Raw genomic sequence first — 23,568 nt, 5'->3', positions numbered from 1 at the left:
GTTATTTACCGGAGAACAGCTTGATGCGGAACGCCTTGACCGACACGATGATGGGCAGCACGATGACCGTGACCAGCGCCGCGCCATAGGCCGACGCCATGCCCAGCCTGCCGCCGTCGACCTGGCGGAAGATGGCGATAGGCATGGTCTCCAGGCCGCCGCTGTAGGCGACGATGGAGGCCGACAGCTCGGAAATGGTGGTGAGCCACATCAGGATGGCTGCCGAGATGATGGATGCCTTCATGGCGGGCAGGATCACCTTGAAGAAGGTCATGAGCGGCGACACGCCCAGGCTGATCGACGCTTCCTCGATCGACTCGGGGATGTTGAACAGCACCGACGAGGCGTTGCGCACCGCGAAGGGCAGGCGCCGCACCGTGTAGCACAGCACCATGATTCCCGACGTGCCCGCCAGCACCAGCCAGCCGGTGTTGAAGGTCTGCACCAGTGCGATGCCCAGCACCGTGCCGGAAATGGTCAGGGGCAGCACCACGATGTAGTCCAGCACCTGGGTCGAGGCGCTGCGCTTCTTGATCGTCAGATAGCTGACCAGCACCGCGAAGGCCACGCCCAGCACCGTGGCCAGCGAGGCGAACTTGAGCGAGTTCAGGATGGGTTCCGGCGCGCCATGCAGCGCGCGCTGCATGCTGGCCAGCGACCATTGGCCCCATTGCATGACCGGGCCGCTGGTCTTGGTGAAGGCAGCGATGAAGACCACGATCAGCGGCAGCAGCGAAATGAAGATGATCAGGCCCACACCGCTGGTGTAGAGCAGGGCGGTCCAGGAGCGCACGCGGGTAGCGGCCGGCGCGCGCCCCTGCGTCATGGTGTAGACCTTGCGTTCGACCACGCGTTTCTGGAAGAACAGCACGATGGCGACGATGGCAATGGACACCACCGACATCGCGCTCTGCAGCGTCGGGCTGCCGCCCATTTCGCTGACAAAGGTGTTGTACGTCATGACCGACAGCAGCGGCACGCGGCTGCCCAGCAGCATGGCCAGCGCGAAGTTGCCCACCACCAGCGTGAACACCACCAGCGCGTTGACCAGCACCGCCGGCAGCAACACCGGCACCAGGACGCGCAGCTTGGTCAGCAACGGCGGCGTGCCCAGGCTCAGGCCCGCTTCTTCCAGCTGGCCGTCGAAGCCGCGCAGCGCCGCCAGCACGCCCAGGTAGATGTAGGTGTAGTAGACCAGCGTCATGGAGAACAGCATGCCGGTCCAGCCGTAGAACGAGGGCAGCGAAATGCCGGCGTCGCCCAGCAGGTTGGTCAGGATGCCGTTATTGCCCAGGATCAGCAGCCAGGACTGGCCCACGATGATCTCGGGGATCACGATGGTCAGCACCGGCAGGATCGCCACCAGGTTCTTCAGCGGAAAGTCGAAGCGCGCCACCATGTAGGCGAAGGGCACGCCCACCAGCACCGTGCAGGCCGTGACCGCCAGGCCCAGGATCAGGGTATTGCCGAAGGCCTCGACGTATTGGGAGTCGGCCAGCAGGGCCTTGAAGCCCTCCAGCGTGAAACCGCCATCCTGCCCGGTGACGCTGTTGCTGAATAGCACGGCCAGCGGGTAGAGCACGAAGAACAGTAGCAGGGCCAGGCTGATTGCCGTCAGGACGCCCCAGGGCCACCATTTGATTTTCATGGTCGGCGCGTCCTCAGGCGTTGACGACGCGGCTGTCGGCGGGAATCAGCACCTGCACGGCTTCGCCGGGCTGGAACTGCGCCACCATGTTGCCGGCATGCAGCTCGACGCGGATCTCGGAGCCGTTGTCCAGCGCAATGCGGTATGCGGTCTTGAAGCCCAGGTATTGGCGTCGCAGCACCTTGCCCGGCAAGGTATTGGGCACGTAGGGAGCGGGCGCCATCAGGGCCAGCTCTTCGGGGCGCGCGATCAGCACACCCTTGCCGTCCAGCTGGTCGCTGCCTTGCACGCCGTCAAAGCCCAGGCCGCAGATCTCGTAGCGCACATGGCCGGCGGGGGCGCCGGCCTGGCCGTTGCGGGCGGGCACGGGGATCACGTTGGCCGAACCGATGAAGTCCGCGACGTAGGCGTTTACCGGCGTGCCGTAGAGTTCTTCCGGCGTGCCCAGCTGGGCGATGTCGCCGCGGTCCATGATGGCGATGCGGTCGGACATCGCCAGCGCTTCTTCCTGGTCGTGCGTGACGAACACGGTCGTGATGCCGGCCTCGCGCACCAGGTCCAGGATCACGTCGCGCATCTGCAGGCGCATCTTGGCGTCCAGGTTGGACAGCGGCTCATCCATCAACAGCACGCGCGGCCGGATCACCAGCGCGCGCGCCAGCGCCACGCGCTGGCGCTGCCCGCCGCTCATCTGCGCCGGATAGCGTTCGGCCAGCGTCAGCAGCCCGACCTTGTCCAGCGCCTCGTTCACGCGCCGCGTGATCTCGGCGCGCGCCACGCCGCGGGCGCGCAGGCCGTAGGCCACGTTGTCGAACGCGGTCTTGTCGGGGAACAGCGCATAGTCCTGGAACACCATGCCGATATCGCGGCGGTGCGCGGACACGTGGGTCACGTCGTCCTGGTCGAACAGCAGGCGTCCGCCGTCGGGAGCATAGAAGCCCGCAATGCAGCGCAGCAGCGTGGTCTTGCCGCAGCCGCTGGGGCCCAGCAGCGTGTAGAACGCGCCGTCGGGGATGTGCAGCGACAGATTGCGCAGCACTTGCTGCCCGCCGAAAGTCTTGACGATGCCGTCTACGGTGATTGATGCCATGTTTCGCTTCCTGCCTGAGGTTGCGGGCATCATAGAAACGCGGTGGGCGCCCGACCAGCGGTGTTTTTTAAGGGTAGTCGTTAGTTTTTCTAAGAGGTCGGCGCGCGGGCTATCACCTAGAATGCGGCTGGATAGGACAGGCGCGCGCAAGCAGCGCCGACAAAAAATAGACGACAAGGGAAAACGTGGGAAAGAGCAGCACAGCGCGGCGCCGGGCCGGCGCGCGGGCGGGCCGCAACTGAGATGGCGGGGCAGAGCCTGCCGCCGCTGAAGGCCTTGCGCGTGTTCGAAGCCGCGGCGCGTCTGCGCAGCTTCACCGCGGCCGCCGACGAACTGAGCATCACGCATAGCGCGGTCAGCCAGCAGATCCGCATACTCGAAGAGTACGTGGGGCAGCCTCTGTTCGCGCGGGAGGCGCGCGGCGTGGCGCTGCTGCCTTGCGCCCAGGCCTACTTTCCGGAAATCCAGGCCAGCCTGGAACGCATCGCGGCCGCGACCGCCAAGCTGAAATCGCCCGCCTACGGCGGCGTGCTACGCGTCTGCGCCACGCCGTCGCTGACCATGAAGTGGCTGATCCCGCGCCTGTCGGCGTTCCAGGCGCGGCATCCGGGCGTGGACGTGCAGCTCACCACGCAAGGGCGGTCGTTCCTGGACCGCGGCGGCGACACGGGCAGCGACGTGCTGATCCGCCACGGCTACATGGCGCATTCGGACCTGGCCTGCGTGCACTGCCTGGACGACTTCCACGTGCCGGTGGCATCGCCGCGCTTCATCGAGCGCAACCGCCTGACCGCGCCCGCGGATTGCCTGGGGCATCCGCTGCTGAAGATCGCGGGCGGCATGGACCACTGGCCGCGCTGGTTCGCGCTGGCCAAGGTGGACGTGCCTGCGCAATTGCCGGGGCCGGTGTTCGACCACCAGTTCCTGTGCATGCAGGCTGCCATGAACGACCTGGGCATCGCCTTGGCACCCTGGTGCCTGCTGGAAGACGACATCCGCGCCGATCGCCTGCGCCCGCTGTTCGACGGCCCGCAGCTGCCGAACGCCGGCATCCACGCGCTGTACCGCCAGGACGGCCCGGCCGCCGCGTCGGCGCTATTGTTCATCGAGTGGTTGCGCGAGCAAGGGCGCGACCCCACACACACCGCATAGACCAAGGATCCCCCATGCATTCCGCCTCTACGACACCCGGCCTTTCCTGGCGCGGCATTGCGCCTCCGCTGGCGCTCGCGGACTACAAGCTCATCGCCTTCGACATGGACTCCACGCTGATCTCGATCGAGACGCTGGACGAAATGGCGGACCTGATGGGCAAGAAGGCCGAGGTGGCGGCGCTGACGGAAGCCGCCATGCGCGGCGAGATCAAGGACTACAAGCAGAGCCTGCGCGAGCGCGTGGCGCTGCTGGCAGGCATGCCGGAAGCGGCGCTGGACGAGGTCTATGAACAGCGTGTGCGCATCAATCCGGGCGCCGAAACGCTGATCGCGGCGTGCAAGGCCGCGGGCCTGACCTGCCTGCTGGTGACTGGCGGCTTTACCTGCTTCACCGACCGGCTGCGGGTGCGACTGGGGCTGGACGACGTGCGCGCCAATGTGCTGGAAATCGTGGACGGACGCCTGACCGGCCGGCTGCTGCCGCAAGCCTGGGGCGACATCTGCGATGGCGAGGAAAAGCGCCGCAAGCTGCTGGAAGTGTGCGCGGTGCTGGGCGTGGGGCCGGAGCGCGCCATCGCCGTGGGCGACGGCGCCAACGACCTGCCGATGATGCGCGCGGCGGGCCTGTCGGTGGGCTACCGCGCCAAACCGGCCGTGCGCGAGGAGGTCAATGTCGCAATCGACGAAGGCGGCCTGGACCGCCTGCTGGAGCTGATGGCGCGCTAGCGCCGGGGCTCAAGCCAGCCCGCGGATTTCCACGGCCGGATCGGTGTCGGCTTCATAGTCGACGCCTTCGATTTCGAAGCCGAACAGGCGCAGGAAGTCCTGCTTGTAGCCCGCGAAGTCCGTCAGCTGGTAGATGTTGTCGTTGGTGACCTGGCCCCACAGCGCCTGCACGCGGGCCTGCACCTCGGGATCCAGTTCCTTGTAGTCGGCGCGCAGGCGTCCGTCCTGGTCCAGGATCGGCGTCTTGCCGCACAGGCTGTCGCGGTACAGGCCATAGACCTGTTCGATGCAGCCCTCGTGCGTGCCGGCCTCCTTCATGGTCTTGAACAGCAGCGACAGGTAGAGCGGCATCATGGGGATCGCCGAGCTGGCCTGCGTCACCACCGCCTTGAGCACCGACACGCGGGCGTCGCCGCCGCGCGCGGCCAGCTTGGCGCGGATCTCCAGCACCTTCTGGTCCAGATCCTTTTTGGCGGCGCCGATCGAGCCATTCCAGTAGATGTCGTGGGTGATCTTCTCGCCCAGGTAGGTGAAGGCCGTGGTGGTGGCGCCTTCGGCCAGCACGCCGGCTTCCAGCAGCGCGTCTATCCACATCTGCCAGTCTTCGCCGCCCATGACGGCGACAGTCGCGTCGATCTCGGCCTGGGTGGCGGGTTCCAGCACGGATTCCTTGACCACTTCGCGGTCGGTGTCCAGGCCGCGCAGGTTGACCGCCTGGCCGATGGGCTTGAGGGTCGAATTGAAGACTTCGCCGGTTTTCGGGTGCGTGCGGCGCGGCGCGGCCAGGCTGTAGATCACCTGATCGACCTGGCCCAGATCCTGTTTGATGAGGTCTATGGTCTTGCGCTTGATTTCGTCGGAGAAGGCGTCGCCGTTGACGCTCTTGGCATAGAGTCCGGCGGCGTGGGCCTGCTCGTGGAACTCCGCCGTGTTGTACCAGCCCGGCGTGCCGGCCTTGGCGGCGTCGCCCGGCCGCTCGAAGAACACGCCCAGCGTCTGCGCGCCACAGCCAAAGGCCGCGCTGATCCGCGCCGCCAGGCCATAGCCGGTCGATGCGCCCAGCACCAGTACGCGTTTCGGCCCGCCAGCTATCGGCCCCTGGGCGCGGACGTAGTCGATCTGGTTGCGGACGTTGGCGGCGCAGCCGGCCGGATGGGTGGTGACGCAGATGAAACCGCGCACGCGGGGCTTGATGATCATGGGAGCCTCGATTCGGGGAAATGCCTGGATCGCCCATGCGCGAAAGCGCAAAAAGCGACCCGCATTGTACGGGAGGCGGCGCCTGCGCGCTGCCGGCTCAGCGTGCGTCGGCCCCGGCCAGCGGCGCGGCCTGGGCGCGGCTGCGGCGCCATTCGATCAGGCCGATGCCTATGCCGCTGGCGCAGATGATGGCGATGCCCAGCCAGGTCAGCGGGTCCGGGAAGTGGCCCCAGACCAGCCAGCCGACCGAGGTGGCGCTGATGATCTGCAGGTAGACGAAGGGCGCCAGGGTGGAAGCGGGCGCGCGGCGGTAGGCGGCGATCTGGAACAGATGGCCCAGGCCGCCGGTGATGCCGGTGGAGATCAGCACAACCCAGTCCAGCGGCGCCAGGGCCTTGAGCACGGGCAGGGCAGGCGGCAGGATGAAGGGCAGGGACAGGGTCAGGCAAAGCGTGCCGACGGCGCCGCTCCAGATCAGCGAGGTAAACGGGTCGTCGCCCGCCACGCGCCGCGTGGCGATGAACTGCACGGCGAAGCAACAGGCCGTGAGCAGGCCGAACACCGTGCCCACCGGATCCAGGCCGCCGCCCGGGCGGATCACGATGATCACGCCGATGAACGCGATGCCGGCGGCCACGAAGCGCGACAGGCGGGCGGGTTCCTTGAGGACCCAGGGCGCGGCGGACAGCACCAGCAGCGGCGCCAGGAAGTTGATGGCGGTGGCCTCGGCCTGCGGGATGTAGCTCAGCGTGGTGAAGAACATCAGCGTGGCCAGGAACATCGAGCCGCCGCGCAGGATCTGTTCGCGCGGCTTCTTGCTGCGAAAAACGCCCAGGCCGCGCGCGGGCAGCACCAGGGCCAGCACCAGCGCCAGGTGCACGGCATAGCGGAACCACGACAGCACCAGCAGCGGCACGCCCGCATTCATGACCCACTTGCCGCTGGCATCCAGGCACGACAGTGTCCACATCGACAGCACCAGCAACAGCACCCCCATCATCGGGCCGCTGGAAGCGGGCGCTGCGCGGCGCGTGCGACCGTCATCGGCCGGGGTCATCGACAAACTCCTTTGTTGGCTGAAACGCCGGTTTGCAGGTACCGGGCGGCTGCCATGATACGCTCATCGCGCCGGGGGAACAGGCTCATGATAGAACTACGCAACATCGAAACTTTTTTTTGGGTGGCCACGCTGGGCAGTTTTCGCGCCGCGTCGGAGAAACTCAACACCACCCAGCCTGCGGTATCGCAGCGCATCGCCTCGCTGGAGGCCGACCTGGGCGTGCTCCTGTTCGAGCGCGAGGCGCGCGGCGTGAAGCTGACCGCCAAGGGGCATGAACTGCTGTCGCATGCCGAACGCATGCTGCAGGTGCGGCGCGACATGTTCGAAGCCGCGCGCGAGCAAAACGTCATGAGCGGCACCGTGCGCATCGGCGTGGCCGAGACCATCGTGCAGACCTGGCTGCCCACGCTGATCGAGCTGATCCATTCGAACTATCCGGCGCTGGTGCTGGAAATAGAGGTGGACACGACGCATGTGCTGCGCTCGCACCTGATGTCGCGCCAGATCGATCTGGCCTTCCTGATGGGGCCGGTGCTCGAGGCGCGTGTGGAAAACCTGCCCCTATGCACCTATCCGCTGGCTTGGGTCGCCAGCCCCCTGTTGGATCTGGGGCCGGAGCCGCTGACATTGGAGCGGATAGGCAAGCTGCCCATCATCACCTATCCCTCCAACAGCGCGCCTTACCGCGTGGTGCGCGACATGCTGACTCGCGCCGGCGTGACGTCGCCGCGCATGTATGGCAGTGCGTCGATGTCGATGGTGGTGCGGATGACGCAGGACGCCATCGGCACCAGCGTCATCGCGCCGGTGTTCCTGGGCAAGGAGCTGGCGCGCGGCGAATTGCGCATCCTGCGCGTGGAGGCGGATCCTTTGCCGGAACTGAGCTTCACGGCTACCTGGGTGCAGGGGCCGGATAGTCACGCGGTACGGGTCATCGCGCAGATGGCGCAGAAGGTGGCCGAGCAGGCTGCGGACGGGATTCCGCTCTAGGTGTTTACCCCAGCAGGGGCTGCGCCGCCGGCCGTAGCGGCCGTGCGACGCGGCCACGTTGCGACGCGCCCAACTGCCCGCCAAGCCGCGCCACCGCGTCGTTTGCGCGAAACGCGGGGCGCTTGCCGCACGAGACCAAAGAAAAATTTATACCCCCGTATCGCAACATACGATTGGACGCTCCGCGCCCCTGACGCTGCAATGGCGCCACATCAATAACGATCGCCTGGATGCATAGAGCGGGGGAAAGCATGAACCAGCGTATGTCCCATTCCCGGAACCGGGCGGCAAGCCATGCCGCGCAGGCGCGACGCGCGCCGCTGCGCGGCTGATCTCCAGACTCTTCGATTGCCACCGCGCGCCGCCAGGATAACGGGATCCGGCGCGCGGCATACCATCCCGCCAGCCAGGAGTTTTGTCCATGAAGAAGTCGCTAGTTTTCGCCGCCGTCGCCGCCAGCCTGTTGGCCGGCGCCGTCCAGGCCCAGGACCTCCCCAAGACCCAGTTGAAAGTCGTGGGCGGCCTGAGCAACCTGACCGCCTACAACGATTACGAAAAGCCGTTCTGGACCAAGACCATCCCCGAGCTGTCCAAGGGCCAGGTCACGGCCGACATCAAGGGCTTCAACGAAATGGGCTTGAAGGGCCCCGAATTGCTGCGCCTGATGTCGCAGGGCGTGGTCGAATTCGGCACCGCCACCCTGGCGTACTTCGCCAGCGACAATCCCATCAACGAAGCGATCGACCTGGCCGGCCTGGCGCCCGACGTCAAGACCGCGCGCGCCGTCACCGACGCGTTCGAACCGGTCTACGCCAAGCTGTATGGCGAGGGCAGCAACGTCAAGCTGCTGGGCATTTCCACCTATCCCGCGCAGGTGCTGTTCTGCAACGCCGAAATCAAGGGCCTGGCCGACATCAAGGGCAAGAAGGTCCGCACCAGCAGCCGCACCACCGCCGAGTTCGTCGAAGCGCTGGGCGGCTCCAGCGTGACCATGGCCTTCGGCGAAGTGGTGCCGGCGCTGCAGAACAAGGTGGTGGATTGCGCCATCACGGGTTCGCTGTCCGGCTATTCGGCCAAGTGGTACGAAGTGTCGACCCACCTGGTCGCGCTGCCGATCAACTGGAACCAGCAGATCCACGCCGTGAACCAGAAGGCCTGGGACAAGCTGGACCCCAACGTGCGCACTTTCCTGCAGACCAATGTGAAGACGCTGGTCGACAACATCTGGGACGCCGCCGCGCGCCAGACGCAGGAAGGCTATGACTGCAACACGGGCGCTGCCGCTTGCCCGTTCCCGGTCAAGGGCAAGATGGTCCTGGTCCAGCCTTCGGACGCTGACCGCGCGCTGCTGAAGAAGGTCACCGAAGAAGCCGTGCTGCCGAAGTGGGCCGCGCGCTGCTCGGCCCAGTGCGTGAAGGACTTCAACGCCACCATCGGCAAGACGCTGGGCGTGGTGGCGAAGAAGTAGTCTCCCCCCCGAAGCGCTACCGCGCTTCCCCCCCAGGGGGGCATGCCTGCGGACCGGCGGAGCCGGATCCGCGGCATCCCGATTTGGGGAGGGGGGCGATGGATCGGGAGAGCTGGCTCCGTGGGGCGTCCCGATAGGGCGGTTCTCGACATAGCTGGGGCGGCGATGTGTGCCTGGCCCTGCAAAGGTTTTACTCATGACTCAATCTGAACACTTCCGCCTGCTGGGCGGGCTATTGCGGCGCGCCGAGAGCTTTTCGCGCTTGGCCGTGTGGGCCGGCGGCGCGCTGACGGTGGCCAGCGTGCTGCTGATCTCGTTCGATGTGCTGGCCCGCAAGTTCCTGGGCTTCACGACCGGCGGCGCGGACGAGCTGTCCAGTTATGCCTTCGCCATCAGCACGTCCTGGGCGCTGGCGTTCGCCACGTTGCAGCGCGCCAATGTGCGCGTGGACGTGGTCTACCAGTACATGCCGGTGCGCGTTGCGGCCGTGCTGGACTGGATTTCCATGGTGGCCCTGGCGGTCTTCATGGTGTACCTGACTTACTACGCGTCGGAGGTGGTGCAGACCTCCTGGGCGCAGAAATCCGCGGCCAATACGCCGCTGGCCACGCCGTTGTGGATTCCGCAGGGCCTGTGGCTGCTCGGCCTGGGCTGGATGTGCATCACCGTCGCGCTGATGCTGGCGCGCGCTTCCGCCGCGCTGGTCACGGGCGACATCGAACTGGTCAGGAGCATTTGCGGCGTGCGTTCGGCGCAGGAAGAAGCCGACGAGGAAGCCGCCGCCGGCGAGCGCATGGTGAAGGGAGAGGCAGCATGATTTCCACCGCATTGATACTGCTTCTGGTGCTGATCGGCCTGTCCATTCCGGTGGGCGCGGCGCTGGGCGTGCTGGGCCTGATCCTGGACCCGCTGTTCTCCATGCTGCCGCTGACGCGCGCCATCGGCGAAGTTTCCTGGAGCACCAACAACGAATTCCTGCTGGTGGCGATCCCGCTGTTCATCATGCTGGGCGAGGTGCTGCTGCGCGCGGGCTTCGCCGAACGCATGTATGGCGCGATGAGCCTTTGGCTGTCGTGGCTGCCGGGCGGACTGATGCACGCCAACATCGGCGCGTCGACGCTGTTCTCGGCCACCTCGGGCTCCAGCGTGGCGACTGCCGCGACGGTCGGCACCGTGGCGATCCCGCAGATCCGCAAGTACGGCTACAACGAGCCGCTCTTCCTGGGCAGCCTGGCCGCCGGCGGCACGCTGGGCATCCTGATCCCGCCTTCGATCAACCTGGTCATCTATGGCGTGCTGACGAATTCCTCGGTGCCCAAGCTCTACCTGGCCGGCATCATCCCGGGTTTCGCGATGGCCGCGCTGTTCATGCTGACGGTGGTCATCGCCTGCGTCGCCAAGCCGTCCTGGGGCGGCAAGAAGATCCAGGCGACCTGGGGCCAGCGCTTTGCCAGCCTGGTGCATCTGGCGCCGCCCATGGGGATCTTCTTCCTGGTGGTGGGTTCCATCTACGCCGGCCTGGCCACGCCGACCGAGGCGGCCGCGCTGGGCGTGCTGGGCGCGTTCATCCTGGCGGCCTGGTTCCGCCGCCTGTCGTGGTCGATGCTGCGCGAGGTCATGGAAGGCACCATGCGCTCCACGGCCATGATCATGCTGATCGTGGTGGCGGCCAGCTTCCTGAACTTCGTCATGTCCGCGACCGGCCTGACCGATGCGCTGACCAAGTCGATCACGGGCCTGGGCCTGTCGCCCGGCTGGATGCTGCTGATCGTGGTGATTTTCTACCTGGTGCTGGGCTGCTTCATGGAAACGCTGTCCATGATGATCACGACCATCCCCATCGTGGCGCCCATCATGATCGGCCTGGGGTTCGATCCCATCTGGCTGGGCATCGTCATCATCATCCTGGTCGAAGCCGCCTTGATCACGCCGCCCGTGGGCCTGAACCTGTTCGTGGTGCAGAGCCTGCGCAAGAGCGGTTCCATGAGCGCGGTCATCATGGGCAGCCTGCCGTTCGTGGCCGCCATGTTCGTGATGCTGGTGTTGCTGGCCTTCTGGCCGGACGTGGCGCTATGGCTGCCGCGCGTGTTCGGCTGACCTTCATTCCCTAGACATTCCGGGGCGCGGCGAGCCGCCGCGTCCTTCACCCCCTTATTCTCAGCAGGACAGATATGAAAGCCGTATTCCAGATCGAAGACTCGCAACCCCGCCAGGTGGAAGTGGAGTTCAACACCCTGATCGTCGCCGGCTGGGCCGGACGCGACATGGCCGCGATCGAGCACCACATCGAAGAACTCGCCGCTATCGGCGTGCCGCGCCCCAGCAGCGTGCCGCTGTACTACCGCATCGCCGACAACCAGCTGACCCAGAAGGAAACCGTGCAGGCGCTGGGCGAAGATTCGTCGGGAGAAGTCGAGACCTTCGTGTTCTCCGTGGACGGCGAAATGTACGTCAGCATCGCGTCCGACCATACCGACCGCAAGCTGGAAACCTACAGCGTGGCGATGTCCAAGCAGGTCTGCGTCAAGCCCGTGGCCACGAGCGCCTGGCGTCTGGCCGACGTGGCGGACTACTGGGACGAGCTCATCATCCGTTCCTACATCGTCGAGAACGGCGTGGAAGTGCTGTACCAGGAAGGCCCGCTGGCGTCGCTGCGCACGCCGCAGGACCTGATCGCAGGCTATACCGGCGGCGCCACGGTGCTGCCGGCCGGCGCGGGCATGACCTGCGGCACGGTGGGCGCGATCGGCGGCATCCGCGCCGCGGCCGACTTCACCATGGAGTTGCACGATCCGCGGCGCCAGCGCAGCCTGCGCCACCGCTATCATGTCGAGACGCTCCCCGTGGTGGCCTGATTCAGGCCCCAGGCGCTGATCGCGAGGCGGGCCCGCTGGCGCGCCCGTTTGCACTCAAGCCGCAAGACGGCACTAGGATGACTATGGTTCCGACTTTGAATGATCTGACCCAGGCCCTGCAAGAGGGCCGCAGCACCTCCGTGGAACTGACGCAGGCGGCGCTGGCCCGCGCGCAGGACGAAGCGGGCGAGGGCGCCCGCGCGTTCACCCGCCTGTACGCCGAATCGGCATTGGCGCAGGCGCAAGCCTCCGACACGCTGCGCGCCGCCGGCATCGTCCGCTCCGCGATCGAGGGCCTGCCCATCAGCATCAAGGATCTCTTCGACGTCGAAGGCGAAACGACGATGGCGGGCTCGGTGGCCCGCGAGGGCGAACCGGCGGCCGACGCCGACGCCGAAGTCGTGCGCCGCCTGATCGCCGCAGGCGCGGTCATCATCGGCCGCACCAACATGACCGAATTTGCCTATTCGGGCCTGGGCATCAATCCCCATTACGGCACGCCCCTGAACCCCTACGACCGCGCCACCGGCCGCATCCCGGGCGGCTCGTCCTCGGGCGCCGCGGTGTCGGTTGCCGACGGCATGTCGGCCGCGGCCATCGGCTCGGACACCGGCGGTTCCGTGCGCATTCCAGCCGCGCTGTGCGGCCTGACGGGCTTCAAGCCCAGCGCCTGGCGCGTGTCCATGGAAGGCGTGCTGCCGCTGTCGGCCAACCTGGACTCCATCGGCCCGATCGCCGCCAGCGTGCGTTGCTGCGCCGAGCTGGACGCGATCCTGTCCGGGGACGGCGGCCCGGTGCCGGAAGCGGCCGTGCTGCACGGCCTGCGCCTGGCCATCCCGACCACGTTGGCCCTGGACGCCATGGACAAGCATGTCGCCGACAGCTTTGCAGTCGCCGTCAGCCGCCTGAAGGCCGCCGGCGCCCTGGTCGAAGAGATTGCGATTCCGGAATTCGCCGAACTGGCCGCCATCAACGCCAAGGGCGGCTTCACCGCCGCCGAGGCCTGGGCCTGGCACCGCGACTTGATCGCCCGCGCCGGCAAGCGCTATGACCCGCGCGTGGTGTCGCGCATCATGCGTGGCAAGGACATGAGCGCGGCCGACTACCTGGACCTGCTGGATGCGCGCGAAGCCTGGGTCGCGGCAGTGGACCGCCGCATCGCCGGCTACGACGCCCTGATCATGCCGACCACGCCCATCGTGGCGCCGGCGGTGGCCGACCTGCAGGCCTCGGACGAGGCCTACTACGCCGCCAATGGCCTGATCCTGCGCAATCCGACGCTGATCAATTTCCTGGATGGCTGCGCGCTGTCGCTGCCTTGCCATGCCGCAGGCACGGCGCCGGTGGGCCTGATGATCGCGGGCAGCAACGGCGCCGACCGCCGCATCCTGAGCATCGGCCTGGCGGTGGAAGCGCTCTACGCCGGCCAGTGACGCGCAGCGGGGGCGGGCGGCAGCCGCCGGGCCCGCCCCGGGCGCTAAGATGGCGGCTGCATAGCCGGATGCCGCCGCCATGATCGATCTGCGCAATATCGAAACGTTCTTCTGGGTCGCTACCCTGGGCGGTTTCCGGGCGGCCGCCGAAAAGCTGAACGCCACCCAGCCCGCCATTTCCCAGCGCATCGCGTCGCTGGAATCCGATCTGGGCGTGCGCCTGTTCGACCGCGATGCGCGCGGTATCAAGCTGACGGGCAAGGGACGCGAACTGCTGTCGCACGCCGAGCGCATGCTGCAGATGCGGCGCGACATGCAGGAGGCCGCGCGCGCCAAGAGCGTCATGAGCGGCATGTTGCGGCTGGGGGTATCGGAAACCATCGTCCATACCTGGCTGCCGACCCTGATGGAGTATCTGCACGACGTCTATCCGGCGCTGATGGTCGAGATCCAGGTGGATACGACCACCGTGCTGAAGACGCAGCTCGCCTCGCGCCAGATCGACTTGGCGTTCCTGCTCGGGCCGATGGAAGAGCCGCGCATCGAAAACCTGTATCTCTGCAACTACCCGCTGAGCTGGGTGGCCAGTCCCAAGCTCAAGGTGGGGCGCCAGCCCATCCCCTTGAAGCGGCTGGCCGAATGGCCCGTCATCACGTATCCGTCCACCACCGACCCGCACCGCGCCGTGCGCCAGCTGCTGCAGCAGGCCGGCGTGGAGGCGCCGCGCATGTACGGCAGTTCGGCGCTCAGCGTCATCGTGCGGATGGCGCAGGACGGCATCGGCACCGCGGTCATCGCGCCCGTCATCCTGCACAAGGAGCTCGCGCAAGGCGAATTGCGCATCCTGGACGTGAAGGCGCCGGCCTTGCCGCCGCTGCACTACACCGCCTGCTGGATGCAGGGGCCGGACAGCCAGATTCCGCGCGCGGTGGCCGAAGCAGCGCAGCAGATTGCGCGCGAAGAGGCGCTGCGCCATCCGGCATAACCCTGATAAGTAATTTTGATCGGGGTCTATCGCAACTTGTGATTGGACGCTGCTGCGCGGTTCCTGTGCAATGTCCCCATACTTGAATCGTCATTGAAGGGATGGACATGCATACGAACCCTGCCGCGCGCACTAGCGTGGAATTGGCCCGCCAGGCGCGCCTGGATGCGCGCAGCGGCAAGCTCACCGGCCCCACCGCCAACCTGGCGCCCGGCCATGTACAGGCCAACCTGGCGATCCTGCCGCGCGCGCTGGCGGCGGATTTCCTGCATTTCTGTCAACGCAATCCCAAGCCCTGTCCCTTGCTCGCCATGTCCGAACCGGGCGATCCCGCTGTGCCGGAACTGGGCCAGGACATCGACATCCGTAGCGACATCCCGCGTTATCGCGTCTGGCAGAACGGCGAGCTGGTGGCCGAGCCCACCGACGTGCGCGACCTGTGGCGCGACGATCTGGTGTCGTTCCTGATCGGCTGCTCGTTCTCCTTCGAGGAAGCGATGCTGGACAACGGCCTGCCTGTGCGCCACATCGAGCAGGGCTGCAACGTGCCCATGTACCGCACCAGCATCCCGACCCATGCCGCGGGCGTGTTCGGCGGCCCCTTGGTCGTATCCATGCGTCCCCTGAAGGCCGCGGACGCCATCCGCGCCATCCAGGTCACTTCGCGTTTTCCCTCGGTCCACGGCGCGCCGGTGCATATCGGCGACCCCGCGTTGATCGGGATTGCCGACGTCAACCGCCCGGACTATGGTGATCCGGTGGAGATACGCGAAGGCGAGATGCCTGTGTTCTGGGCCTGCGGCGTGACGCCGCAGTCGGTGGTCGCAGCCGTGCGGCCGGAGTTCTGCATTACCCACGCGCCGGGCCACATGCTGGTCACGGACCTCATCAATAGCCGGATGGCGGTGTTCTGACCGCCTGCGATCCGCTTTCTCAGCAGCGCGTAAGCGGGTAGCGGTTAGAAGTCGTACTCGCGCTGCAATACCAGTTGTGCCACCAAAACGATCCATTAAAGGACAAGGGGAAATGGCGACAACCGCTTTGAATCTGGGGCCTTCCAGCTTGCCGGACGGTCTCGTGCCGCCGCGAACGCGGCCATGCATTGCTTTCATACCCAGCCGGTCCAATCCAGGAGTCCAGTTATGAAGATGAAGCTCATCGCGGGTGTCGCCGCGAGCCTGACGCTGATGTGCGCCGTTCCCGCGCAGGCGCAACAGGCCGTGCGCATCGGCGCGATCTATCCGCTATCGGGCGCCTTGGCGTCAACGGGGTCTGAAATCAAGGCGGCCGTCGAACTGGCGGTCGAAATCATCAACAATCCGCATCCCGAACTGGAAGGCATACCGCTGGCCGCGGGCAGCGGGCTGCCGGCGCTGGGAGGCGCCAAGATCGAAGTGGTGTTCGGCGATTCCCAGGGCAAGCCCGAAGTGGGCCTGGCCGATGCCCAACGCCTGATAGACCAGGAAAAGGTCGTGGCCCTGACCGGCGCCTACCAGTCCGCCGTGACCAAGACCGCCAGCCGCATCGCCGAGCAGCGCGGCATTCCCTATGTAAACGGCGAATCCAGCAGCCCGGACCTGACCGAGCGCGGCTACAAGTGGTTCTTCCGCACCTCGCCCAATGACGATACCTTCGTCGAGAACATGATGCAGTTCCTGGACGGCGTGAAGGCCGTGCCGACCGCCAAGATCGCCGTGGTGTACGAGAACACCGACTTCGGCGTGAACACCTACAAGGCGGTCGAAAAGTTCGCCAAGCAGTACAAGCGCCAACTGGTCGCCAACATCGCCTATAGCGCGGGCTCGGCCTCGGTGACGGCGGAAGTGCAGAAACTCGCCGCCGCCAAGCCGGACGTGGCGATCTTCGCCAGCTATACGTCGGACGCCATGCTGTTCGTGCGCACCATGCGCGAAAGCAAGTACGCGCCGCCGGTGCTGCTGGCCAACGACGCCGGCTTCATCGATTCGCGCTTCGTGCAGGAAGTGGGGCCGCAGGTCCAGGGCGTGCTGACGCGCGACGTCTGGGGCAATGACGTGGCCGCATCCAAGGCCGGGCTGAAGAAGATCAACGACATGTACAAGGCCAAGACGGGCAAGGATCTGAACGGCAACAACGCGCGTTCGATGCAAGGGGTGCTGGTGCTGGCCGACGCGATCAACCGGGCCGGCTCGACGGACCCCGAGGCGATCCGCAAGGCGCTGGCCGCCACCGATCTGGGCGAGGCGCAGGTCGCGATGCCCTGGGCCGGCGTGCAGTTCGACGCCAAGGGCCAGAACACCAAGGGTTCGGGCCTGATCCTGGAGCTCAAGGGCGCCGCCTACCAGACCGTATGGCCGGAAAAATACCGTACGGACAAGAACCTGCCCACGCTGCCGTTCACCTGGAAGTAAACATAGTCTGACGCGGCGGGCCGCGGGGCCCGCCGCGAGGAGCACTCCATGTTCGAAGCTCTCTCGGCAGGCCTGTTCAACGGCCTGATCTATGCCGCGGTGGCGGTGGGGCTGGCGCTGATATGGGGCATCACCGACGTCATCAACTTCGCCCATGGCGAGTTCCTGATGCTGGGCATGTATGCCGCCTATTGGCTCTACACGCTGGGCCACATCGATCCCACGCTGTCGGCGCCGCTGGTGGCGGTCCTGCTCGCCTTCGTCGGCTTCCTGACCTATGCGCTCATCATCCGCCGCCTGCAAAAGGGGCCGGCGATGGCGGTCATCCTGGCCACCTTCGGTCTCGGGCTGGTGCTGCGCCAGATCGCCTTCATCGCCTTCAGCCCCGACTACCGCAGCCTGCCGGACACGCTGGTGTCGGGCAGCGTCACGGTTGCCGGCATCTCGCTGGGCAGGCCCCAGGTGGTCACGGGCCTGATCGCGCTGGTGGTGGTGGTCGCGCTGTTCATCCTGGTGTACCGCACGCGCTGGGGCCATGCCTTGCAGGCCGTGGCGGAAGACCGCCAGGTGGCGGCGCTGGTGGGCATTTCGCCGGACCGGGTCAACGCCCAGGTCTGGATGCTGGGCAGCGCGGCGGTGGGGCTGGCTGGCGCCTTGCTGACCACCTTCTTCTATGTGTTCCCCTCGGTGGGCACCGTGTTCGGCCTGCTGGCTTTCGTGGCCGTGTGCATGGGCGGCTTCGGCTCGCTGCCGGGCGCCTTCATCGCGGGCATCCTGATCGGGATCATCGAAGCCATGACGGGTTACTTCGTCGCGCCGGCCTTGAAGACGGTGAGCGTCTTCATCCTGTTCATCCTGGTTCTCTGGTATCGGCCGCGCGGCCTGTTCGGGCGGTGGTGAGATGAACAAGACAGACAACATCGATCCCGCGTCCGCCGGCGTGCCCAAATGGCCGGTCCTGGCCGCGGCCGTGGCCGCCATCCTGATGGCCCTGGTGCCGCTGGTGGTAAAGGACGCCTTCACCCTGCAGGTGCTGCTGCTGGCCATCATGTTCGGCGCGCTGGGCGCGTGCTGGAACCTCGTGGGCGGCTTCCTGGGGCGGATCTCCTTCGGGCACAGTGTGTTCGTGGGGGTAGGGGGCTACACCACCTTGCTGCTCCTGCACCACCTGAAGCTCACGCCGCTCTTGGGCATCCCGCTGGGCGGACTGATCAGCGCCGGACTGGCCTGGCTGGTGGGCGGACCTACGCTGCGGCTGTCCGGCCACTATTTCGCCATGGCCACCATCGCGCTGCTGCAGATCGGCCTGCTGCTGATGATCAACTGGGAATGGGCGGGCGGCGCGGTCGGCCTGGAGGCGCCCATCGGCGACGCCGCCTGGATGCTGCTGTTCCGCAGCAAGGTGCCGTACTACTGGATCGCGGTGGGCCTGGCCTTCCTGACCTTCTGCGCCACGTTCTTCCTGGTGCATTCCAAGACCGGCTTCTATTGGCGCGCCATCAACGGCGACGAGGCGGCCTCGCGCAGCCTGGGCGTGCCTGCGGACCGCTACAAGATGCTGGCTTTCGTGATGTCGGCGGGCATGACGGGCGTATGGGGCGGCTTCTTCGCCATGTACGTGGGCTTCATCGATCCGGAATCCATGTTCAACCTGACGATGTCGGTGCAGGTCGTACTGGTGACCATCCTGGGCGGGGTCGGCACGTTGATCGGCCCGTGGCTGGGCGCGGCCGTGCTGCTGCCGCTATCCGAGGGCACGCGCGTGCTGTGGGGCAGTTCGGGCATGGGCCTGGACCTGCTGGTTTTCGGCCTGGCTATTTTGTTGGTCACCATGTTCCTGCCGGGCGGGCTGGTCACACTGAGGAGGCGCCGTGGCTCTGCTGGACGTTAAGAACCTGACCAAGCAATTCGGCGGCCTGGTCGCGAACAAGGACATCTCGCTGTCGGTCGAGGCGGGCGAGATCGTCGCCATCATCGGCCCGAACGGGGCGGGCAAGAGCACCTTGTTCAACGGCCTGGTGGGACATCACGAGCCCACCTCAGGCTCGGTGACCTTCGATGGCCAGTCGATGATAGGCCGGCGGCCCGAACAGGTGGCTGCCATGGGCCTGGTGCGCACTTATCAGATCCCGCGCAGCTTCGGACAGATGACGGTGTTGGAAAACGCCATGGTCGGCGCGCTGTTGCGCCATCCGCGCCTGCAGGACGCGCGCCGCGAATCGGCCCGTGTGCTGGAACTGGTGGGCCTGGCCGAGCGCGCCGACGTGAGGGCGTCCGAACTCAATGTGGCGGGACAGAAGCGGGTCGAACTGGCTCGGGCGCTGGCCACCGAGCCGCGCATGCTGCTGCTGGACGAAGTGGCGGGCGGCCTGAATCCGGCCGAGGCCATCGCCCTGTCCGAGATCCTGCGGGGCATCCACGCGTCGGGCGTCACGCTCATCATCGTGGAGCATGTGCTGGAGGTGGTCATGCGGCTTGCGCAGAGGGTGCTGGTGCTGAACTTTGGCCAGATGATCGCCGAGGGCGCGCCGCAGGAAATCGTGCGCGACCCGGCTGTGATCGAAGCCTATCTGGGGAGAAAGCACCGTGCCTGATGCGATGCTGAAAGTGGAAGACCTGAGCGTGGCCTACGGCGGCGTGCAGGCGGTGCGCGGCTTGTCGCTGGAGGTCAGGCCGGGCGAAATCGCTGCGCTGCTGGGCGCCAACGGCGCGGGCAAATCCAGCACCCTGATGGCGATCGTCGGGTCGGTCAGGCCCAAGGGCGGCCGGGTAATTTTCGAAGGCCGGGACATCACTGGCACCCCGCCGGACAGGCTGGTGACCCAGGGCATTTCCATGATCCCCGAAGGCGCCCGCGTCTTTGCGCGCCAACCCGTGGAACAGAACCTGCGCCTGGGCGCCTATACGGTGCGCGATGAGCGCGTGTACGGGGAACGCCTGGAGCGGGTCTATGCCTTGTTCCCGCGCCTGAAGGAGCGTCGCACGCAACTGGCCGGAACCATGTCGGGCGGCGAGCGGCAGATGCTGGCTATCGGCCGCGCGCTGATGAGCGGGCCGCGCCTGCTCCTGATCGACGAGCCCAGCCTGGGCCTGTCGCCCCTGCTGGTGGAACAGGTATTCGACGCGTTGGCCGCCTTGAACCGCGACGACGGCCTGTCGGTCTTGCTGGTGGAGCAGAACATGGCCCAGGCGCTGGAAGTCGCGGCGCGCGCCTACGTGATGCAGAGCGGCAGGGTGGCGCTGTCGGGCGAAGCGGCGGAACTGGCAGCCTCGGATGAGGTGCGAAAGGCGTATCTGGGGATGTGAGGACGGGGGTGTGACGAAACCGCGCCGGACGCGCAAGGCGTCCGGCGCGGACTGCCATCAGAAGATGTGGCGGAAACCCACTGCGGCGCCGAGCTGGCTGGTCTTGCCGGCGATTTCGCCGCTGGCGGCATCGTTGACCTTGTTCCAGTCGACAGTGCCGTAGATCTGCGAGCGCTTGGACAGCGAGTACTCGGCCACGGCGACCAGCGCGTAGCGCTTGCCCTTGTCGCCATCTTCGACCACGTTCTTGCTCTGGTCGTAGTAGGCGGCGCCGGTGATGGCCCAGCGCGGCGTGGCCTGCCAGGTGACGCCGGCGAAGTAGCCGTTGTCCTTGCGATTCAGGCCGGGCGCCTGTTCTCCGCCCATGACGGCGTTGACCCAGCCGGTTTCGTCGCGGCCGTTGTAGTAGCCGGCGAAGACCTTGGCGGCTTCGAACTGGTAGGAGGCGTTCAGGTTCCAGACGCGCTGGCGCAGATCGGAATCCGTGCCGTCGTAGGTCTGCTGATAGGCAGCGCCCAGGCCCAGCTTGCCGACCGTGTAGCGCAGGCTGGCGCCATACTGCTGGCCGGCCTTATGGTCGTTGTAGTCGTCGCCGTTGGCCCAGGACAGCACGAAAGCCAGGTCTCCGATGGTGTTGGAGTACTTGGTCATGTTGTTGGTGCGCACGCGCGACATGGCGGCGGGCAGCCAGGCGTTCTGGTCGTAGTTGCCCACGGTCAGCGGGTCGAAGTAGTCAGCCAGCAGGTCGAACATCGGGGTGTTCTGCAGACCCAGGGTCAGCGCGCCGATGTTGCCGCCGTCCAGGCCGATGTAGGCCAGGCGGCTGAACGTCTTGGACGGATCCGAGCCGCGGCCGTTCTGCATGTTGAAGCCGTTTTCCAGGCGGAAGAAGGCGCGGTTGCCGTCGCCCAGGTCTTCGGAGCCGCGCAGGCCCCAACGGCTGTTGGAGATGGCGCCGTTCTCCATCGACACGCGGCTGCCGTCTTGGCCGACGCTGCCGGCGCTGGTGCTCAGGTAGCGGATGCTGACGTCGGCGATGCCGTACAGGGTGACGCTGGTTTCGGCTTGGGCCGCGCCGGCGGCCAGGCCCAGGCTTGCAAGGGCGAGGGATAGGGTAATGCGTTTCATGCTGGGGGCTCCTCCTGGGTAGCGCTATTTTTTAGTGGCGCCGGGCTTTTGGCCTGGCTGTTTACGCCTGGCGGATCGTCAGGCGCTGGGCCGTCGCACCGACGCTTACGGTAAGCGCGGGTCCGGGCGAAGGCCGCATATGCACATATACGCTGTAATGTTGCAACGTAGCAGCGCCTGGGAATTCTAGAAAAACTGGGGCACGAACAACACCTGTTGTTTTTTGGAGTTTTCCCTGGTTTACAGGACGGCAAAACAGGGGGAGCGGGTAGGGCGCCAGCCCTGGCGAAAAAAAACCCCGTTTCAGAAACGGGGTTTTCAGTGTGACGTCGTCCTACAGCGTCATGTGCAGCGGCAGCCATGTCGCTATGCCAGGCACGGCATAGAGCAGCAGCACGGCCAGGATCATCAGGAAGAACATAGGCAGCGAGGCGCGCGCGATGTAGGGCAGCTCTTTGCCGCTCATGCCGGAAAGCACGAACAGGTTGAACCCGACCGGCGGCGTGATCTGTGCCATTTCTACAACGAACACGATGAAGATGCCGAACCAGATCAGGTCGATGCCGGCGGCCTGCACCGTGGGCAGCAGCACGCCCATGGTCAGCACGACGATGGAGATGCCGTCCAGGAAGCAGCCCAGGACGATGAAGAACACCATCAAGGCCATGATCAGCCCGAACTGCGACAGGCCCAGGCCTCCGATCCATTCGGCCAGCGCACGCGGCAGGCCGATGTAGCCCATGGCCAGCGTCAGGAACTGCGCGCCCGCCAGGATCAGCGCAATCATGCAGTACAGCCGGGTGGCGCCCAGCAGCGACTGCATGAAGGTGGAGCGGTTCAGCGATCCCTGCAGCGCCGAGAGGATCAGCGCACCCACCACGCCGACGGCCGCCGCTTCCGTGGCGGTGGCGATGCCGGTATAGATGGAACCCAGCACCGCGCCGATCAGGAGCATCACGGGGATCAGATGGCGCGAGCGCGACAGCTTCTCCAGCAACGTCAGGCCGGGGTCGGCCGCCGGAACCTGTCCGGGATTGCGGATCGCCCACCAGGCGATGTAGCCCATGAACAGCAAGGCCAGCAAGATTCCCGGCACGATGCCCGCGATGAACAGCTTTGCGATGGACACGTCCGCCGCCACGCCGTACACGATCATGATGATGGAAGGCGGGATCAGCAGGCCCAGCGTGCCGGCGCCCGACAGCGTGCCCAGGATCTTGTCCTCGGGGTAGCCGCGGCGCGTCAGTTCCGGGATGGTCATCTTGCCGACCGTGGCGCAGGTCGCCGCGGACGAGCCCGAGACCGCCGCGAAGATGGCGCAGCCGATCACATTGGTGTGCAGCAGCCGCCCGGGCAGGCGGTTGAGCCAGGGGGCGAGGCCCTTGAACAGGTCTTCCGACAGCCGAGTGCGGAACAGGATTTCGCCCATCCACAGAAACAGCGGCAGGGCGGTCAGGGTCCAGCTGGACGACGCGCCCCAGATGGTGACGGCCATGGCATCGCCCGCGGGCCGGCTGGAGAAGATCTCCATGCCGATCCAGGCGGTGCCCGCCAGGGTCAGGCCGACCCAGACCCCGCAGCCCAGCAGCGCGAAGATCGAGACGACCAATAGGGTTATGACGAGTAGTTCATTCATGGGTTTGCTGCGAAGTGGCGGCGGCCAGGCCGCGTGAGCGTCGGATCAGCTCGTCGATCAGGGCGACCAGGAACAGCACCGTGCCCACGGCCATGCTGAGCTGGGGGATCCAGAGCGGCGTGGCGTCGTTGGACGTGGAGATGTCGTTGAACTGCCAGGAGTCGTAGGTCAGCTTGATGCTGAAGAACGCGAAGGCGGACGCCAGCAGGCAGCCGACCGCCAGGGCGAAGATATCCAGCTTGCGGCCTGCGGCGGGCTTGAGCGAATTGAGCAGCAGCGTCACGCGGATGTGTTCGCCGTGCTTGAACGTACTGGCAAGGGCGAGAAACCCGGCGGCGGCCATGAAATACCCGGCATAGGCGTCCGTGCCGGGTATGTTCATGCTGAGCTGGCGCGCGATGATCGCGGCCAGCACCGACACCAGGACGCCGATCGTGCACAGGCCGGCCAGCAGGCCGGCCGCGCCGTAAAGACCATCTAGAAAGCGGCGCATGGAAAT

The 23,568-nt window shown here is 66.4% G+C and carries 22 protein-coding genes; 15 read left to right on the top strand and 7 right to left on the bottom strand.

Features of this window, described 5'->3' with window-relative positions; translation table 11 throughout:
• Nucleotide 1: 1 nt before the first annotated feature.
• Nucleotides 2-1,648, bottom strand: coding sequence for an ABC transporter permease (locus tag AC1RHV_RS04255; protein WP_492299799.1), 1,647 nt, complete (start codon nucleotides 1,646-1,648; stop codon nucleotides 2-4).
• Nucleotides 1,649-1,661: 13 nt separating this feature from the next.
• Nucleotides 1,662-2,738, bottom strand: a complete 1,077-nt coding sequence (locus AC1RHV_RS04250; protein WP_054454012.1) for an ABC transporter ATP-binding protein — start codon at nucleotides 2,736-2,738, stop codon at nucleotides 1,662-1,664.
• A gap of 243 nt (nucleotides 2,739-2,981) precedes the next feature.
• On the opposite strand from AC1RHV_RS04250, the gene AC1RHV_RS04245 reads away from it, so the two are divergent.
• Both AC1RHV_RS04245 and serB read left to right on the top strand, forming a co-directional pair.
• Complete coding sequence (locus AC1RHV_RS04245; protein WP_346546353.1) at nucleotides 2,982-3,890, top strand: LysR substrate-binding domain-containing protein; 909 nt, start codon at nucleotides 2,982-2,984, stop codon at nucleotides 3,888-3,890.
• A gap of 14 nt (nucleotides 3,891-3,904) precedes the next feature.
• A complete protein-coding gene (gene serB, locus AC1RHV_RS04240) occupies nucleotides 3,905-4,618 on the top strand; it encodes a phosphoserine phosphatase SerB (RefSeq protein ID WP_492299796.1) in 714 nt (237 codons plus the stop codon).
• Between the two features lie 9 nt (nucleotides 4,619-4,627).
• Here serB and fabV read toward each other — a convergent pair whose 3' ends face one another.
• Both fabV and AC1RHV_RS04230 read right to left on the bottom strand, forming a co-directional pair.
• A complete protein-coding gene (gene fabV / locus AC1RHV_RS04235; RefSeq protein ID WP_119449673.1) occupies nucleotides 4,628-5,818 on the bottom strand; it encodes an enoyl-ACP reductase FabV in 1,191 nt (396 codons plus the stop codon).
• Nucleotides 5,819-5,915: 97 nt separating this feature from the next.
• Entirely contained in the window at nucleotides 5,916-6,875 is a 960-nt protein-coding gene (locus AC1RHV_RS04230) for a DMT family transporter (protein ID WP_054454020.1), read from the bottom strand.
• Nucleotides 6,876-6,962: 87 nt separating this feature from the next.
• On the opposite strand from AC1RHV_RS04230, the gene AC1RHV_RS04225 reads away from it, so the two are divergent.
• The 13 genes from AC1RHV_RS04225 (at nucleotide 6,963) to AC1RHV_RS04165 (ending at nucleotide 20,305) form a co-directional block, all read left to right on the top strand.
• Nucleotides 6,963-7,868, top strand: coding sequence for a LysR family transcriptional regulator (locus tag AC1RHV_RS04225; RefSeq protein WP_054454022.1), 906 nt, complete (start codon nucleotides 6,963-6,965; stop codon nucleotides 7,866-7,868).
• A gap of 421 nt (nucleotides 7,869-8,289) precedes the next feature.
• Nucleotides 8,290-9,336: a TRAP transporter substrate-binding protein gene (locus AC1RHV_RS04220; RefSeq protein WP_054454026.1), complete on the top strand. Its 1,047-nt coding sequence runs from the start codon at nucleotides 8,290-8,292 to the stop codon at nucleotides 9,334-9,336.
• A gap of 196 nt (nucleotides 9,337-9,532) precedes the next feature.
• The gene (locus AC1RHV_RS04215) at nucleotides 9,533-10,153 is read left to right on the top strand and encodes a TRAP transporter small permease subunit (protein WP_054454028.1); all 621 of its coding nucleotides are present in this window, start codon (nucleotides 9,533-9,535) and stop codon (nucleotides 10,151-10,153) included.
• Nucleotides 10,150-11,433, top strand: a complete 1,284-nt coding sequence (locus tag AC1RHV_RS04210; protein ID WP_492299792.1) for a TRAP transporter large permease — start codon at nucleotides 10,150-10,152, stop codon at nucleotides 11,431-11,433. Before AC1RHV_RS04215 ends, AC1RHV_RS04210 begins: the two co-directional genes overlap by 4 nt.
• 74 nt (nucleotides 11,434-11,507) lie before the next feature.
• Entirely contained in the window at nucleotides 11,508-12,191 is a 684-nt protein-coding gene (locus tag AC1RHV_RS04205; RefSeq protein ID WP_054454032.1) for a DUF2848 domain-containing protein, read from the top strand.
• Nucleotides 12,192-12,274: 83 nt separating this feature from the next.
• Nucleotides 12,275-13,624 (top strand): amidase, encoded by a 1,350-nt coding sequence (locus AC1RHV_RS04200; protein ID WP_119449676.1) that lies wholly within the window; start codon nucleotides 12,275-12,277, stop codon nucleotides 13,622-13,624.
• Nucleotides 13,625-13,703: 79 nt separating this feature from the next.
• Nucleotides 13,704-14,609 carry a LysR family transcriptional regulator gene (locus tag AC1RHV_RS04195; protein WP_088140712.1) on the top strand — a complete coding sequence of 302 codons (906 nt, stop codon included), beginning with the start codon at nucleotides 13,704-13,706 and terminating at the stop codon, nucleotides 14,607-14,609.
• 107 nt (nucleotides 14,610-14,716) lie between these two features.
• Nucleotides 14,717-15,523, top strand: a complete 807-nt coding sequence (locus AC1RHV_RS04190; RefSeq protein ID WP_054454824.1) for a putative hydro-lyase — start codon at nucleotides 14,717-14,719, stop codon at nucleotides 15,521-15,523.
• 228 nt (nucleotides 15,524-15,751) lie between these two features.
• Nucleotides 15,752-16,999, top strand: a complete 1,248-nt coding sequence (locus AC1RHV_RS04185; protein WP_492299788.1) for an ABC transporter substrate-binding protein — start codon at nucleotides 15,752-15,754, stop codon at nucleotides 16,997-16,999.
• A 48-nt stretch (nucleotides 17,000-17,047) separates the two neighbouring features.
• The gene (locus AC1RHV_RS04180) at nucleotides 17,048-17,899 is read left to right on the top strand and encodes a branched-chain amino acid ABC transporter permease (protein WP_054454041.1); all 852 of its coding nucleotides are present in this window, start codon (nucleotides 17,048-17,050) and stop codon (nucleotides 17,897-17,899) included.
• A 1-nt stretch (nucleotide 17,900) separates the two neighbouring features.
• Nucleotides 17,901-18,890, top strand: a complete 990-nt coding sequence (locus tag AC1RHV_RS04175) for a branched-chain amino acid ABC transporter permease (protein WP_192491916.1) — start codon at nucleotides 17,901-17,903, stop codon at nucleotides 18,888-18,890.
• On the top strand, nucleotides 18,871-19,593 hold the full coding sequence (locus AC1RHV_RS04170; protein WP_054454046.1) for an ABC transporter ATP-binding protein: 723 nt from the start codon (nucleotides 18,871-18,873) through the stop codon (nucleotides 19,591-19,593). Before AC1RHV_RS04175 ends, AC1RHV_RS04170 begins: the two co-directional genes overlap by 20 nt.
• A gap of 4 nt (nucleotides 19,594-19,597) precedes the next feature.
• Nucleotides 19,598-20,305 (top strand): ABC transporter ATP-binding protein, encoded by a 708-nt coding sequence (locus AC1RHV_RS04165; protein WP_175160565.1) that lies wholly within the window; start codon nucleotides 19,598-19,600, stop codon nucleotides 20,303-20,305.
• A 57-nt stretch (nucleotides 20,306-20,362) separates the two neighbouring features.
• On the opposite strand, the gene AC1RHV_RS04160 is transcribed toward AC1RHV_RS04165, so the two are convergent.
• The 3 genes from AC1RHV_RS04160 to AC1RHV_RS04150 form a co-directional block, all read right to left on the bottom strand.
• Nucleotides 20,363-21,433 (bottom strand): porin, encoded by a 1,071-nt coding sequence (locus AC1RHV_RS04160; RefSeq protein WP_054454050.1) that lies wholly within the window; start codon nucleotides 21,431-21,433, stop codon nucleotides 20,363-20,365.
• Between the two features lie 334 nt (nucleotides 21,434-21,767).
• Entirely contained in the window at nucleotides 21,768-23,069 is a 1,302-nt protein-coding gene (locus AC1RHV_RS04155) for a TRAP transporter large permease (protein ID WP_119451596.1), read from the bottom strand.
• Nucleotides 23,062-23,562 carry a TRAP transporter small permease gene (locus AC1RHV_RS04150; protein ID WP_042793698.1) on the bottom strand — a complete coding sequence of 167 codons (501 nt, stop codon included), beginning with the start codon at nucleotides 23,560-23,562 and terminating at the stop codon, nucleotides 23,062-23,064. The genes AC1RHV_RS04155 and AC1RHV_RS04150 overlap by 8 nt, the downstream gene beginning before the upstream one ends.
• Nucleotides 23,563-23,568: the final 6 nt, after the last annotated feature.

The organism is Achromobacter sp. GW823-FHT04E03, from assembly GCF_058796095.1.
The sequence above is the reverse complement of the archived record's forward strand: the minus strand, read 5'-3'. Positions and strand labels throughout refer to the sequence as shown.